12 protein-coding genes and 1 riboswitch are annotated in these 14,150 nt (G+C 70.5%); of the genes, 2 read left to right on the top strand and 10 right to left on the bottom strand.

The annotated features are described in order from the left end of the window. Positions 1-33: 33 nt before the first annotated feature. From ACGFNV_RS36775 to ACGFNV_RS36820, 10 genes are all read right to left on the bottom strand, one after another. The gene (locus ACGFNV_RS36775) at positions 34-1,092 is read right to left on the bottom strand and encodes an LLM class flavin-dependent oxidoreductase (protein ID WP_393628660.1); all 1,059 of its coding nucleotides are present in this window, start codon (positions 1,090-1,092) and stop codon (positions 34-36) included. 13 nt (positions 1,093-1,105) lie between these two features. Further along, positions 1,106-2,791 (bottom strand): dipeptide ABC transporter ATP-binding protein, encoded by a 1,686-nt coding sequence (locus ACGFNV_RS36780; RefSeq protein WP_393628662.1) that lies wholly within the window; start codon positions 2,789-2,791, stop codon positions 1,106-1,108. Beyond that, entirely contained in the window at positions 2,788-3,711 is a 924-nt protein-coding gene (locus ACGFNV_RS36785; protein ID WP_393628663.1) for an ABC transporter permease, read from the bottom strand. Before ACGFNV_RS36785 ends, ACGFNV_RS36780 begins: the two co-directional genes overlap by 4 nt. Then, the gene (locus ACGFNV_RS36790; RefSeq protein ID WP_393628665.1) at positions 3,708-4,667 is read right to left on the bottom strand and encodes an ABC transporter permease; all 960 of its coding nucleotides are present in this window, start codon (positions 4,665-4,667) and stop codon (positions 3,708-3,710) included. The genes ACGFNV_RS36785 and ACGFNV_RS36790 overlap by 4 nt, the downstream gene beginning before the upstream one ends. A gap of 3 nt (positions 4,668-4,670) precedes the next feature. Then, positions 4,671-6,290, bottom strand: coding sequence for an ABC transporter substrate-binding protein (locus tag ACGFNV_RS36795; protein ID WP_393628667.1), 1,620 nt, complete (start codon positions 6,288-6,290; stop codon positions 4,671-4,673). A 215-nt stretch (positions 6,291-6,505) separates the two neighbouring features. Then, on the bottom strand, positions 6,506-6,637 hold the full coding sequence (locus tag ACGFNV_RS36800) for a putative leader peptide (protein ID WP_311318808.1): 132 nt from the start codon (positions 6,635-6,637) through the stop codon (positions 6,506-6,508). Between the two features lie 19 nt (positions 6,638-6,656). Then, positions 6,657-6,770, bottom strand: a riboswitch (SAM riboswitch). Positions 6,771-6,859: 89 nt separating this feature from the next. After that, complete coding sequence (locus ACGFNV_RS36805; protein WP_393628669.1) at positions 6,860-7,684, bottom strand: DUF1684 domain-containing protein; 825 nt, start codon at positions 7,682-7,684, stop codon at positions 6,860-6,862. Positions 7,685-7,763: 79 nt separating this feature from the next. Beyond that, entirely contained in the window at positions 7,764-8,687 is a 924-nt protein-coding gene (locus tag ACGFNV_RS36810; protein WP_393628671.1) for an LLM class F420-dependent oxidoreductase, read from the bottom strand. Between the two features lie 105 nt (positions 8,688-8,792). Continuing rightward, positions 8,793-10,193, bottom strand: a complete 1,401-nt coding sequence (locus ACGFNV_RS36815) for an NtaA/DmoA family FMN-dependent monooxygenase (protein WP_393628672.1) — start codon at positions 10,191-10,193, stop codon at positions 8,793-8,795. Further along, positions 10,190-11,296, bottom strand: a complete 1,107-nt coding sequence (locus ACGFNV_RS36820; protein ID WP_393628674.1) for an LLM class flavin-dependent oxidoreductase — start codon at positions 11,294-11,296, stop codon at positions 10,190-10,192. Before ACGFNV_RS36820 ends, ACGFNV_RS36815 begins: the two co-directional genes overlap by 4 nt. A gap of 554 nt (positions 11,297-11,850) precedes the next feature. On the opposite strand from ACGFNV_RS36820, the gene ACGFNV_RS36825 reads away from it, so the two are divergent. Both ACGFNV_RS36825 and ACGFNV_RS36830 read left to right on the top strand, forming a co-directional pair. Beyond that, positions 11,851-12,855, top strand: coding sequence for an isopenicillin N synthase family dioxygenase (locus tag ACGFNV_RS36825; protein ID WP_393628676.1), 1,005 nt, complete (start codon positions 11,851-11,853; stop codon positions 12,853-12,855). After that, positions 12,852-14,150 carry an O-acetylhomoserine aminocarboxypropyltransferase/cysteine synthase family protein gene (locus ACGFNV_RS36830; RefSeq protein WP_393628678.1) on the top strand — a complete coding sequence of 433 codons (1,299 nt, stop codon included), beginning with the start codon at positions 12,852-12,854 and terminating at the stop codon, positions 14,148-14,150. The genes ACGFNV_RS36825 and ACGFNV_RS36830 overlap by 4 nt, the downstream gene beginning before the upstream one ends.

Genomic DNA, 14,150 nt, shown 5'->3' on the forward strand with positions numbered 1-14,150 from the left:
CCTCCAGCCGGACCGGGCGCTCCGGATCAGCACTCACCAGCCTGCCTCCTGAACCGCCGGGGAAGCGGGGCGCCAGCCCAGTTCCGATGCGATCAGATGCCGTACGTCGTGCAGGATCTGTTCGTACTCCTCGCGATGGAACTCGTACGGCAGCTCCAGGCGCAGCTCCGACACCTGTGCGAGGACGGGATCGGCCGCCAGCTGTTCCAGGATCTGTTCCGCGGTGCCGGCCACGTCCGGGGCGAACAGGAACCGCTTGGGGCCCAGCGCCGCCAGGGTCTGCGGCTTCAGGGTGCGCTCGTGCCGACTGGCCGCGTAGGCCCGGTAGCGGGCCCGGGTGGCCGCGTCGGCGCTGTCGAACGGCACGATCACCCGCCCGAGCGCCACCCGCGCCGCCGGCCGGTCGTCGCCGAGGCTGCGCCGGTACTCGGAGAGCAGGTTCAGCTGGGCGGTGGTGAAGTCGTCGGTGTCCTCGCCGGCGACGATGTTCCCGGACAGCAGGTTGAGACCGTTCTCGGCGGCCCAGCGAACCGAGCGCGGGCTGCCTCCGCCATACCAGATCCGCTGCACCAGACCGGGGTTGTGCGGCTGCAGGCGGGGGCGCTGGATGTTGCCGGGCGAGTGGATGACCGTGTCCGGGCCGCCGAGATAGTCCCCGCGCAGGTTGTCGACCAGGCGGGCGATCCTGCCGTACGACAGGTCGAAGCCGCGCCAGTCGCCGTCGTACACCAGGTCGCCGAGCAGTTCGGCGTGCGGCATGCCGGTGCTGAAGCCGACCTGGAGGCGGCCGCGGGACAGCACGTCGGCCAGGGCCAGGTCCTCGGCGAGCCGGAAGGGGCTCTCGTAGCCGATCGGGATGACCGCCGTGCCGAGCTCGATCCGCTCGGTGCGCTGGCCGGCCGCGGCGAGGAACACCGCGGCGGAGCCTACGCCGTGCTCGAGGTGGCGCTGGCGGATCCAGGCCCCGTCGTAGCCGAGCCGTTCGCCGTACTCGAAGAGTTGGAGGGTTTCCTCCAGGCCGGTGTACGGGTCGTCGTCGGCGAAGTTGCCCGGGGTGAGAAAGGCCAGTGAGGTGATGGTGGGAGTGCTCATGCGACGCCGGTCCTCAGCTCGTTGTCTCGGCGGTGTGGGAGGGGACACGACCGCCGGGGATGGCCGCGAGCAGTTCGCGGGTGTACTCGTGGCGCGGCTCGGTGAAGAGCTCCTCCGGCGGGCCCGTCTCGACGATCCGGCCGGCCCGCATGACGGCGACCTGGTGCGCGATCTGTCGTACGACGGCCAGGTCGTGGGAGATGAAGAGGTACGCAACGCCCGTGTCGGCCTGCAACTCGGCCAGCAGGTCCAGGACTTGGGCCTGCACGGACACGTCGAGCGCGGAGACCGGTTCGTCGCAGACCACCAGGTCGGGGGAGAGGGCGAGGGCGCGTGCGATGGCCACGCGCTGGCGCTGCCCGCCGGAGAGTTCCGCCGGGCGGCGCTCCAGGGTCGCGGCGGGCAGGGCCACCCGGTCGAGGAGTTCACGGGCCCGGGCGAGCCGGGAGGCGCGGTCGCCGACCTTGAAGGCGCGCAGCGGTTCGGTGATCACCTCGCCGATGGAGAAGCGGGGGTCGAGCGAGGCGTAGGGGTTCTGGTAGACGAGCTGGGCGCGGCGGCGCAGCTGCCTGGCTTGGGCGCCCTTGGCGGTGGTGACATTGGTTCCGTCGAAGAGAATTTGTCCGGCACTCGCGTCGGCGAGACGGAGCACCAGGCGGGCGGTGGTGGACTTGCCCGAGCCCGACTCACCGACCAGGGCAAGGGTCCGACCCCGGTGAAGGGTGAAGCTGACGTCGTCGACCGCGCGCAGGGTGCGGGGCCCGTCCCCGGCGCGGGGCAGCCTGAACTCCTTGACCAGGTTGCGTACCTCGACCAGGGGCGCCGTATCCGGCTTGGGGACGGCGGTGGCCGGGGTGCGGGGCCGGGCGGTGGTCAGGCTCGGGGCGCTGGCCAGCAGGTGCCGGGTGTACTCGTCCTGCGGGTCGGCCAGGATGTCACGGGTGGGGCCCGCCTCGACGACCTTGCCCTGGGACATCACCACCAGCCGTTGCGCCCGGTCGGCTGCGATCCCGAGATCGTGGGTGATGAGCAGGACCGCGGTGCCGGACTCCTCGGTGAGGCGCTGGAGATGGTCGAGGATGATCCGCTGCACGGTGACGTCGAGTGCGCTGGTGGGCTCGTCGGCGATGATCAGCTCGGGCTTCGCGGCGATGGCGATGGCGATCAGGGCGCGTTGCCGCATGCCGCCGGACAGTTCGTGCGGGTACTGCCTCGCCCGGACCGCCGCGTCGGGCAGTCCGGCCCGGTCCAGTACGGCGACGGCCTCGGCGGGAGCCGATCGGCGTGTCGCCAGACCGTGGATGCGCAGCACCTCGGCGACCTGGTCGCCGATCCGCTTGACCGGGTTGAGGGAGACCGTCGGGTCCTGCGGGACCAGTCCGATGCGTGCCCCGCGGATGGTGCGCAGTTCGGCTTCCGAGAGGGAGGCGAGGTCGTGCCGGCCGAAGCGGGCGGTGCCCGCGTCGATCCGGCCGTTCGCCGACAGCAGCCGGGTGATCGCGTGCGCGGTGGTGCTCTTGCCGGAGCCGGACTCGCCGACCACCGCGGTCACCCTTCCGGGCCACACGTCGAGGTCGACGCCCCGGACGGCCTCGACCGTGCCGCCCCGGGTGCGGTACGACACGGACAGGCCGCGTATCTCCAGCAGTGGTGTGGTCACGTCCTCACTGTCCTCACCGTTCTCACGTTCGTCGGTCATCGCTGCCGGGACCATTCGCCGTCCAACGCGCGGGCGATGCGGTTGGTGGCCAGTACGGTCGCGGCGATCGCCAGCCCGGGCAGTGCGGTCAGCCACCAGGCGTTGGCGAGGTAGTTGCGGCCGTCGGAGATCAATGTGCCCCACTCCGGCGCCGGTGGGGGTGCGCCATAGCCGAGGAAGCTCAGGGCGGAGACGGCCAGGATGGAGGAGCCGAAGTCGAGGGTGGCCAGCACGATCACCGGGCCCGCCGCATTGAGCAGCACATGCCGGCCCAGCACCGAGTACCAGCGCGCTCCGCTGGCGCGTGAGGCCTCGACGAAGACGGCCTGCCGCACCCGCAGCACCTCCGCGCGCGCCACCCGCGCGAACGCGGCCACACTGGCGATGCCGACCGCGACCGCCACCTTCACCGTGCCGTAGCCCAGCGCGGTGACCAGGGCCAGGGACATGAACAGCGCGGGGATGGACAGCAGCACGTCGACGAAGCGCATCAGCACGTCGTCCACCCAGCGGCCCACGAACCCGGCGACCACCCCCAGCAGCCCGCCGACCACGAACGCGACCAGCACCGCGATCAGCGTTGCCTTCAGGGACAGTTGGGCGCCGTGGACGACCCGCGAGAACACATCGCGGCCCAGCTCGTCGGTGCCGAACCAGTGACTGCCGCTCGGACCGCGGAAGTTCTGCGACGGAACGCCCTTCAGCGGGTCCTGCGAGGTGAACAGGCCGGGCCAGAACGAGGCCAGCACCACCAGCACGAGGACGACCACCGACAGCAGCAACCCCGGGCGGCGCACCACGAACCGCAGCAGCCGCCGTACGCCCACGCGGCGCCCGGGCTCAGGCTCCGGCCCCGCCTCGACCGGGCGGGCCAGTCCCAGTGCCGCTTCGGCGGGTTCGTCGACAAGGCTCTGGCTCATGCGAGGGCCGCCCTTCTGCCCGAGGCCACCACGATCCGCGGGTCGAGGAGTGGATAGACCAGGTCGATGACCAGGTTCGTCGTCACGAAGATCAGCGCCCCGAACACCACCACCCCCTGGACCAGCGGGATGTCCTGGGCCGTGACCGCCGCCGCGGTCACCCGGCCGAGGCCGTCGCGGGAGAACACCGTCTCGACGACCACCGAACCGGCGATCAGCTGCCCCACCAGCAGGCCGACGACCGTCAGTGCCGGCAGGGACGCGTTGCGCAGCGCGTGCCGCACATGGACCCGCCACCGGCCGGCGCCCTTGGCCCGCGCGGTTTCCACATACGCCTGGTCCAGCGCGGTGAGCAGGCTCTTGGCGAGCACCTGCGCGATCTGCGCGCCCGTCGGCACTGCCAGAGTCAGCGCCGGCAGCACCAGCCCCCTCAGGCCGTCGTTGCCGAACGCGGGGAACCAGTGCAGCCGGAAGGAGAACGTCTCGACGAGCAGCAGCCCCACCCAGAACGTCGGGACGGACACCCCCAGCGGCGGCAGCGACAGCAGCAGCTGCCGTAGCCAGCGCTGGGCGGTGTAGGTCGCCAGTACCGCCAGACCGCCGCCGAGGACCACCGCGAGCAGCAGCGCCGCGCCGGTCAACTGCAGTGTCTGCGGCAACGCGTCGGCCAGCGTCGAGGTGACCGGGCGGCCGGTGGACACCGAGTCGCCGAAGTCCCCGCGCACCGCCCGGCCGAGGTACTCGGCGTACTGCACCAGCACCGGCTTGTCGAAGCCGTACTCGTGCCGCAGGGCGGCGATCTGCTTCGGATCGACCTGCCCCGAGTCCATTCCGGCGCTGGCCATCGCCGTGACCGGGTCGCCCGGCAGATAGTCCAGTACCAGGAACGAGACCGTGTAGGCCGCCCACAGCACCCCGACCGCCTGAGCGAGCCGTTTGATCACATAGCGGCGCATGTGCTACCCGATCCAGGTGTCGTGCAGCTGGAGCCGGCTGGAGGCGTCGAAGTTCAGGTCGTGCACCTTCTTCGACACGCCCAGCTGGGTCTGGAGCTCCACGACCGGCACGTAGTAGGCGTTCTGCACGAGCGACTGCTGTGCCTGGGTGACCAGTTGCCTGCGCTTGGCTGCGTCAACGGTCGCGGCCTGCTCGGACAGCGCGGTGTCGAGGGAACTCGCGGGCAGGTGGTAGAAGTTGGCCAGCTTGGTGGAGAAGGAGCTGCGCAGGATGTCCGGGTCGGCGCGGGTCACGTTCCCCCACACCGCGTCGAAGTCACCCGACTGGAGGGTTGGGGCGAACTGCGTGACCTGGAGCTGCTTGAGGACCACGTCGACACCGACGGCCTTGAGCTGCTGCTGGATCAGCTCCAGGGCGGGCTGGTTGGTGGAGGCGTTGGGGAACCACTTGACGGTCAGACTCAGCTTCTTGCCGCCCTTGGTGCGGACGCCGTCGCTGCCGGTCTTCCAGCCGGCCGAATCCAGCAGGGACTTGGCCTTGGCCGCATCGAAGGTCAGGCCGGAGGCGAGGTCGGCGTAGTCGGGCGTGGTGTGCGCGAGGACGCTGGTCGCCGGCTGGGTGCCGGTGGGGAAGACGGTGTCGGCGATCTGCTGCCGGTCGACGGCGAACAGGATCGCCTGGCGCACCCTCGCGTCCTTCAGGGCCGGCCGCGAATTGTTGAGGCCGAGACCGAACACGACGCCGGGGTTGGCCCGTCGCTGGAGGTTGACCTGGCCGCCCTTGAGCGCCGCCTCGTTGGCCTTCCCGACGCTGCTGATGGCGTCTACCTGGCTGGACTGGAGACTTCCGGCCCGTACGCCCGCCTCCGGTACGACCTTGAACACCAGCTTGTCCAGGTACGCCTCGCCCTTCTTGCTCCACCGTGAGGAACCCCAGGCGTATCCGGTGCGCTTGGCCAGGGTGATCGACTGGTTCTGCACGTAGTGCTTCAGCACGAAGGGCCCGGACCCGATCACCCCGTCGCTGCACTTCTGCTGCGGGGTCTTCTTCACGCTCGCCGACGACTCGATCCCCAGCGAGTGGGTCGAAGTGGCCTGCAGGAACTGGGTGTTGGGCTGGCTGAAGGTCACCTTGATGGTGAGCGGGTCGACTACCGTGGTGCTCTTGACGCCGCTCAGATAGCCCTCGGCGAGCGTCCCCAGGGCGCCGAGTTTCGGCACCGCGTCGAAGTTGTCCTTGACCACCTGCGCGCTCAGCTTCGAGCCGTCGCTGAAGGTAACGCCCGACCTCAGATGGAAGGTGAACGTCGTGGCGTCGGAGCTGATGTCCCAGCTCTTCGCCAGCCACGGCACGATCTTGCCGGTCTTCGGGTCCTGGTCCGTCAGGGAGTCCACGATCTGGCGCACCGAGTAGATGGTCTCGTTGCTGGCGACCTGCTGCGGATCCACGCAGCCGGCGTCCGAACCCACCGCGAAGGTCAGGGTGCCGCCGGACTCGGGCTGCCCGGAGCCGCTGCCGGAATCGCCGCCGCCGGAGCCGCAGGCGGTCAGCAGAACACTGGCGGTCACAAGGGCGGTCAGTGCCGCCCACCGGGAGGTTCTGACATCGGGAAGTGCAGTCACGGAGGGCTTCTCCTACTCGTGTCACCAGGCACGGATGCCGTACGAGGCACGGCCGTGCGTGGGCGTGCGGCCCCGGCCGGCGCGACGCGGGTGCCGGGGAGCGCTGTGCAGACGGGGATCAGGGCGAAACGCGGGATCAAAGACAGACGGAGATCAGGCGCAGGCGGGTGCGGCGATGGCAGGTGCCGTACTGCGACCAGCGGTGGGAAGGCCCGTCAGGCCTGACAGAGACAACTGGTCGAGCGCTTGAGGTCGATGTGGCGCCGACGCGAGAGCCGGGAGAACACGGTGGCGCCGGCGAAGCGGGCGCTGAGGTCACCACCGTGCCGCATATCGGTCCTCCACATTTTCGGCCCCGGTCACGGGGCCACGCGCTTGCAGAGATCGTCAGTGATCCCGCCGGGCTTTCACCTGGAGCACCCCGCCGCGCGGGAGGGTTGCCGGTCAGCGAGCCAGGGCTTGACGCTGACACTCAATGCCGTTCGTGATCGTACGGACCAGACTTGGCGTACGTCAATGGCGCAAAAGGACGCCTCGTCAGGGGAGTCCGGGGCGAGAGTGTGTCCGGTTCAGGAGCCGCTTCGCTCGCGGGGGATCTTCTGACCGGCCTCGATGGCCACCGGCAGCCGGTTCTCGGCCGGGGGCAGCGGGCAGGTGGCCAGGTCCGTGTAGGCGCACGGAAGGTTCGCGGCGCGGTTGAAGTCCACGACGACCGTGCCGTCGGCGGCGGGCGGTTCGAGGGACAGGGCCCGGTTGGCGGCGTAGGTGGTGACTCCGGAGGTCGCGTCGGTGAACAGCACCATCAGTCGGCCCGCACCAGGGCCGGGAAACGCGGTCAGCGACAGCAGGCGTCCGTCCAGCTCGAACTCGACCCTGCCGGGAGCGTCGTACACATGCTCAAGGCCCTCGACCGCGGCGCCCACGGTGGTCGGCCGCGGCGTGTCGAAGGGGATGTAGCGGCCCGTCACGGCCCAGCGCGGGTCGGGGGCGTAGGCGGGCGTTCCGGTGAAGGCCGTGCGCAGCGGGGCGTCCGGGTGCCGGGGACGCACGATGTCGTGGCCGCCGCGCTTGGCGACCTCGATGACCGCGTCTCCCCACACGGCGTCGACGCCGCCGCGCTCGGGAAGCACGCCGAAGCGGTGTTCACCGTGCACCGGCGTCTCGTCGACGACCAGTTCCTCGCCGTCATCGAGGTCTACGACGACGCCTTCGGGGCCGGTGCGCCACGCGCCGGGCGCGTCCGGGAAGCGCTGTGGCCGGTCGTCGAGCCAGTGCAGGCCGGTGATCGCCAGGAACCCGTGCGGGGCGGCGAGCCGGGTCTCCTGGGCGCGGTACCACTCCAGCCAGGTCTCGGTGAAGGCGTGCAGGTCCGTGGTGGCGGCCTCGGTGGTCATGGGGAATCTCCTTTGTTCCGTGGGTGCCTTCGGCAGGGGACGCAGGGGTGCAAGGGGGTTGTCGAGCCGACGGGTGTACTCAGCGGGCCAGTTCGCCGAGGAGTCGCCAGGTCCGTCGACGATCGGCTTCTCCCGCGATCTCGGTGGCTGAGAACACGACCTCGGTGGCGCCGGCGTCACGGTAGCGGCGTACCTCGGCCTCGACGGTCTTCTCGTCGCCGATGACGGCCAGGTCGGCGGCCCGCCGTGCGCCGGAGAGTTCGATGACCCGGGCGTAGGAAGGGATCTGTTCGTAGAAGGCGAGGTTCTCGGTGGCCTTGGCCCGCACCGCGTCGACGTCGTCCGTGACCACCCCGGGCACCAGGGCCACGATCCTGGGCGTGGGGCGGCCGGCGGCCTCGGCCGCGACGGTCAGGGTGGGCACGATGCGGTCCGCCAGGGCGCGCGGTCCCGCCAGGTAGGGCAGGATCCCGTCGGCCAGTTCGCCGCTGGCCCGCAGAGCCTGCGGCCCCATCGCGGCGACCAGCAGGGGGACGCCGTTCTCTGCCCCCGGTACCCGCGCCGGGATTGGAGTGGTGGCCGTGAGCAGCTCGCCGTGGAAGTCGGCTGTGCCGGTCTCGGTCAACTGCCGCAGCGCGGTGAGGAATTCGCGCAGCCGGGCGATGGGTCGTTCGAAGGGCAGGCCGAAGCCGGACTCGGTCAGCAGTTTCGTGCCCAGGGCCAGACCGAGGTGATAGCGGCCGTGGGTCGCGGCCTGGGCGGTCTGGGCCTGGCTGGAGACGAGCAGCGGGTGGCGGCCGAAGACGGGGATCGCGGAGGTGCCGACCTGCAGTCCGGGCACTTCGCGCCCGACGATCGCCGCGAGCTGGGGTGAGTCCGCGCCGAAGGTCTGCCCGAACCAGGCCGACGTAACACCGAACTCTGCGGCCTCCTGGGCCAGTTGGACGGTGGCGTCGACCTGGTTCGGCGCGTCGGACGCGTTGAGCGCTACTCCAACAGTCATGTCAGTTCAGAACGGGCGTCGGCCGGACCCGCATTCCGGTCCGTGTGTGACAGCTTCTTGTCAGTCATGTGTACTCAGTCCTGAGTGGAAGGGTCGGCCGGGGGTTCAGCCCGCCTGCCGTCGGTCCGGTGCGGACCGGTGGGTGAGCGGTGCGTGCAGGCCGAGGTTCTCGCGCAGGGTGGTGCCGGTGTATTCGGTGCGGTAGATGCCGCGTTCCTGCAGTTCCGGGACGAGCAGGTCGACGATGTCGTCGAGGCCGTCAGGGATGAGGTACGGCGTGACGTTGAAGCCGTCGATCGCGCCGTGCCGTACGAAGTGGGCGAACTTGTCGGCCAGGCGGGCGGGAGTGCCGACGTGCCCGCGCTGCGGGCCGAGCGCGATGACGGTCTCACGCAGCGACCAGCCGTGCGCCTCCGCCTTCGCCCACCATTCGGCCACGACGGCGCGCGGGTCGGCGATGCGCCGGGCGCCGAAGGAGCCGTCGTTCTCGCTGACGACCGGATCCTCCTTCGGCAGCGGCCCGTCCGCGTCGCGGTCGGACAGGTCGATGCCCCACAGCAGCCCGGCGATCCCCAAGGCCGTGGTCGGGGTGACCTGTTGGAGCCGGATCCAGCGCTTCTTCTCCTGGGCCTCCTCCTCGGTGGCGCCGAGGATGATCTCGGTGCCGGGCAGGATCCGCAGGTCGTCGTCGGGCCGCCCGACGGCGCGCAGCCGGCGCCGGATGTCGTCGGCGAAGGCCAGCGCGTCGTCGAAGTCGGTGCCGTGCGCGGAGAAGATGACGTCGGCGTTGCGGGCGGCGAAGTCGCGTCCCTCGCCGGAGTCACCGGCCTGGAAGATCACGGGGTGGCCCTGGGCGCTGCGTGGCAGGGTCGGAGCGAGGTCGACGTCGAACTGCGGTCCCTTGTGGCGCACTTGGTGTACGGCGCCGGGTGCCGACCAGGCGGGCGCGGCGGCGGAGTCGGCGACTGCCTCGTCCGCCCAGCCGTCCCACAGGGCGCGGGCCACGGTGAGGAACTCCTCGGCGCGCCGGTAGCGGTCGGCGTGGTCGAGGTAGCCACCGCGGCGGAAGTTGGCGCCGGTCCAGGCGTTGTCTGTGGTTACCACGTTCCAGCCGGCGCGGCCCTCGGAGAGCAGGTCCAGGCCGGAGAGGCGGCGGGCCAGATCGGCGGGTTCGTTGAAGGTGGAGTTGGATGTGGAGACCAGGCCGATGCGACGGGTGACTGCGGCCAGCGCGGCGAGCTGGGTGATGGCGTCTGGCCGTCCGGCCACGTCGAGATCGTGGATCTTGCCGTCGACCTCGCGCAGCCGGAGGCCCTCGCCGAGGAAGAACGCGTCGAATAGGCCGCGTTCGGCGGTCTGGGCGACCCGGCGGAAGGAGGTGGGGTCGATCTGGGAGCCGCTGTCGGGGGCGGACCAGATGGTCCAGTGGTTGACGCCCTGGAAGAACACCCCGAAGTGGAGCTGGGCGTGCGGCCGGGGGACGTCGAGGGGATCGGTGCGGGTCATCGGGCGTCCTCCTGGCCGGCCGGGGCAGCGGCGGCGAAGCGATTGGCGGGGCGCTCCAGACCCAGGGTCGAGCGCAGGGACGTACCGGGCAGCGGACGGGCGACGAGACGCCGCTCGGACAGGGCCGGCAAGACGAGGCGGGAGAGGACGGTCAGGTCCTCGTCCAACACGAGCGGGTGCAGCCGTACGCCGTCGACGTGACGGCTCAACCGGCCGAGAAGAGCCACAAGTTGGTCTGCGGAACCGATGTGCCGGAGCCTTTCCCGGTCCCTCCACGGCGCGTGCCGTTCCAGGTCGGCGACGCGCTCGGCCGCCGTGCCCCGTGGGGTGTCCAGCGCCACCTCGACCTCGGCGAACACGCGCGGGGTACCGGCGCCGGCGGCGGCCTTTGCGACCGACGCGGGGTCGCGGCCCTCGACGAGAGCGACGTCGAGCTGTGCGGCCGGAACTCGGTCGGGTTGACCCAGGACGACGAGCTGCCCCTGCGGCGGGCGCGGCACGATCGCCGGGCCCTTGACGGCATACGTGTCACCGCTGAAGTCGATGTAGTGGAGCCGTTCCCGGTCGAGGTAGCGGCTTGTGGCGACCGACCGGATGACCGCGTCGTCCTCCCACGAGTCCCACAGGGCACGGGCCACCTCCACCCCGTCCCTCGACTCCCGGGCCCGCGCGTCGGCGTCTGCGACCAGCGGGCGCCCCCAGGAGCGGGCCGCCTCGGGACGCTCCTCCTCCGTGACCACCCACGCTGCGCGACCGGCGGAGATGTGGTCAAGGGACGCCAACTGGCTGGAGACATGGAAGGGTTCGGCATACGTCACCGGGACGACGGGCGCGATCCCGATGGTGCTCGTGGACGCCGCGACGAAGGCCGCCCGCTCCACCGCGCCGATCCGGCCCACCGGATCCGGTGCGGAACCGGGCGGCAGCACGCCGTCGTCCAGAGTGATCAGGGTGAACCCGGCGTTCTCGGCGATGGCGGCGACCCGGGCCACACGGCGCGGGGTGAGCAGCTGATCGGGGGAGTGGGCTGCGCGGCGCCAGGCCGCGGGGTGGGCGCCGTCGCCGTCGAGCTCGACGGCAAGATGCAGGGCGGGGCCGGACATGGGGATCCTTCCGGGAAACACGACGACTCGCGGCCACAGGGCCACGACGAGACAGCCGGCGGGACTGGCCGACAGGGGTCAGGCGTGTACGGAAGGACAGACGGCGGAGGAAGTGCGGCAGTAGTCGACGTGCCGCCGGGTGATCAGCCGCGCACCAGTGCACGCACCTTGCGGTGCCGCGCCCAGTACGTGCACCAGAGCCTCCACCTGTCAGCAACTTTCCCTTTCAACGTATGTCGTCCGCCCCTGTGAATGTCAAGGTCGACCATGGGCGCAGGGGCATCTCACCCGCTGGGACCCATGGTGGACGCATCTTTCCGGGTGTGCTTTGATCCGGCCATGGAGACCACTGGCACGGCACACACGGTGCTGCTCGACCCGTTCTGGGTGAGCCGCCGCGCCGACCAGTTCGACCAGGTCTGTTGCTGATCGCCGTTCGACGGCTCGCGATCTCGTTCTTCTCTTTCTGCCTGCTGCCTTCTTTCGCCCTCAACTAGTCATTCCTCGGGCGTAGTTGTGAAGCGCGCGTCCGCCCTGCCGTGAAGGAATCTCCCATGGCCCAGTCCACAGCCCTGCCTGTGATCGACATCTCCCGCTTCCGCGCCCCGGACGCGGACCGTGACACTTTCCTCGCCGAACTCCGCTCCGCCGCCCACGAGGTGGGCTTCTTCTACGTCACCGGGCATGGTGTGTCAGCGGCACTGCGGCAGGAGGTGCTGACCGCGGTCCGCCGCTTCTTCGCCGTGCCGGAGGAGCAGCGGCTGGAGAACGGCTATTCGCGCACCGGAACCGAATACACGGCGGGCAGCGCCGACTGGCGCGAGCAGATCGACATCGGCCCGGAGCGGGCGGCGCTCGAGACCGGCCCTGACGATCCCGACTACCTGCGCCTGATCGGCCCCAACCAATGGCCCTCCGCGCTACCAGAGCTGCGGGACATCGTGCTGCGGTGGCAGGCGGATGCCCTGCGGGTGAGCCGTGAGGTGCTGCGGGCGCTCGCGGCGGCGCTCGGGCAGGACGAGGGCTACTTCGACCAGTGGTTCGACGACGAGGTTGCCGTCCATGTGAAGATCGTGCACTATCCGCCGCGCGCCGCCGAGGACGCAGACCAGGGCGTGGGTGCGCACAAGGACTACGGCTATCTCGCGCTGTTGCAGCAGGACGAGGTCGGCGGCCTCCAGGTGCAGCACCAGGACGGCACATGGATCGACGCGGTGCCCGTACCCGGTGCGTTCGTGTTCAACATCGGCGAGATGCTGGAGATCGCGACCCAGGGCTATCTGAAGGCCACTCAGCACCGGGTGGTCAGTCCGCGACCGGGTATTCACCGTTACTCGATTCCCTTCTTCCTCGGCCCGCGTCTCGACGCGGTCGTCAAGCCACTCCAACTCCCAGCGGAGTTGGCGGCACTGAGCCGTCGCGTGACCGACGACCCGGACAACCCGCTGCTCGCGGCCTTCGGGGAGAACGCGGTCACCGGCTGGCTCCGCTCGCATCCGCGGGTCGCCGAGCGGTGGTGGTCCGACGTCCTGGTGAAGCGAGAGGCCGAGAACGGATGAGTAACTGGGCCTTCGAGACCCGGCAGGTGCATGCCGGCGCCATCCCCGACCCCACGACCGGCGCCCGGGCGGTGCCGATCCACCAGGCCATCAGCTACGTCTTCCGGGACACCGCGCACGCCGCGGCGGCCTTCGCGCTGGAGGACCTGACCACCCACGCCTGCACCCGGCTGTCGAACCCCACCACCGCCGTGGCCGAGGAGCGCATCGCGGTGCTGGAGGGCGGATCGGCCGCGGTCGCCGTGGCCAGCGGTCAGGCCGCGACGAGCCTCGCCCTGCTGAACCTGACACGCGCAGGCGATCACATCGTCGCCTCGTCGTCCCTGTACGGCGGCACCCGCACCCTCTTGGAGCACACCTTCGCCGACTTCGGCATCGATGTCACCTTCGTCGACGACCCGGACGACCTGGGCGCCTGGTACACGTCGGTACGTCCCACCACGAAGGCGTTTGTCGGTGAGACCATCGGCAATCCGCGCGGCAACATCCTCGACATCGAGGCGGTGGCCCGCATCGCCCACGAGGTCGGCGTGCCCCTCGTCGTCGACAACACCGTGCTCACGCCCTACCTGCTGCGCCCGTTCGAGCACGGCGCCGACATCGTCGTGCACTCCACCACCAAGTTCCTCTCCGGCCACGGCACCGGCATCGGCGGGGTCGTCGTGGACAGCGGGCACTTCGACTTCGGTGCCGACCCCGATCGATGGCCGGGGCTGACCCGCCCCGATCCGACCTACAACGGCCTGTCCTTCTGGGACTCCTTTTCCGACCTTGGCCTTGCCCATGCGCTGCGCCTGCGCACCCGCCTGGTCCGGGATCTGGGAACGGCCGTGTCCCCCTTCAACAGCTTCCTGCTCCTGCAGGGTCTGGAGACGCTCAGCCTGCGCATCGAACGGCACGTGGCCAACGCCCAGTCGCTCGTGGAATGGCTGGAGGAACAGCCCCAGGTGACGCGGGTGCACTACGCCTCCCTGCCCTCCAGCCCATGGCGGACGCAGGCCAAGCGGTATCTGCCACGCGGTGCCGGAGCGGTCCTCGCCTTCGAACTCGCGGGTGGCCTGAAGGCGGGCCGGCGATTTGTCGAGGGGGTCCGGCTGTTCAGCCATCTCGCGAACACCGGCGACGTACGCAGCCTCGTCATCCATCCCGCCTCCACCATCCACGCCCAACTGGACGCCGGTCAGCAGGCCGCGGCCGGGGTCATCCCCGGCCTGGTGCGGCTGTCGGTCGGGATCGAGGGCGTCGACGACCTGATCGCCGACCTCGAAGCAGGGCTGAGAGCAGCCGCCGTATGA

The sequence above is a fragment of the Streptomyces sp. NPDC048751 genome, from assembly GCF_043198595.1.
GTDB lineage: Bacteria > Actinomycetota > Actinomycetes > Streptomycetales > Streptomycetaceae > Streptomyces.

Coding starts and splice junctions, on each gene's coding strand:
- ACGFNV_RS36790 (WP_393628665.1), bottom strand. CDS start 4,667: ATGCGCCGCTATGTGATCAAACGGCTCGCTCAGGCGGTCGGGGTGCTG.
- ACGFNV_RS36825 (WP_393628676.1), top strand. CDS start 11,851: ATGGCCCAGTCCACAGCCCTGCCTGTGATCGACATCTCCCGCTTCCGC.
- ACGFNV_RS36820 (WP_393628674.1), bottom strand. CDS start 11,296: ATGTCCGGCCCCGCCCTGCATCTTGCCGTCGAGCTCGACGGCGACGGC.
- ACGFNV_RS36805 (WP_393628669.1), bottom strand. CDS start 7,684: ATGACCACCGAGGCCGCCACCACGGACCTGCACGCCTTCACCGAGACC.
- ACGFNV_RS36810 (WP_393628671.1), bottom strand. CDS start 8,687: ATGACTGTTGGAGTAGCGCTCAACGCGTCCGACGCGCCGAACCAGGTC.
- ACGFNV_RS36775 (WP_393628660.1), bottom strand. CDS start 1,092: ATGAGCACTCCCACCATCACCTCACTGGCCTTTCTCACCCCGGGCAAC.
- ACGFNV_RS36830 (WP_393628678.1), top strand. CDS start 12,852: ATGAGTAACTGGGCCTTCGAGACCCGGCAGGTGCATGCCGGCGCCATC.
- ACGFNV_RS36780 (WP_393628662.1), bottom strand. CDS start 2,791: ATGACCGACGAACGTGAGAACGGTGAGGACAGTGAGGACGTGACCACA.
- ACGFNV_RS36815 (WP_393628672.1), bottom strand. CDS start 10,193: ATGACCCGCACCGATCCCCTCGACGTCCCCCGGCCGCACGCCCAGCTC.
- ACGFNV_RS36800 (WP_311318808.1), bottom strand. CDS start 6,637: ATGTGGAGGACCGATATGCGGCACGGTGGTGACCTCAGCGCCCGCTTC.
- ACGFNV_RS36785 (WP_393628663.1), bottom strand. CDS start 3,711: ATGAGCCAGAGCCTTGTCGACGAACCCGCCGAAGCGGCACTGGGACTG.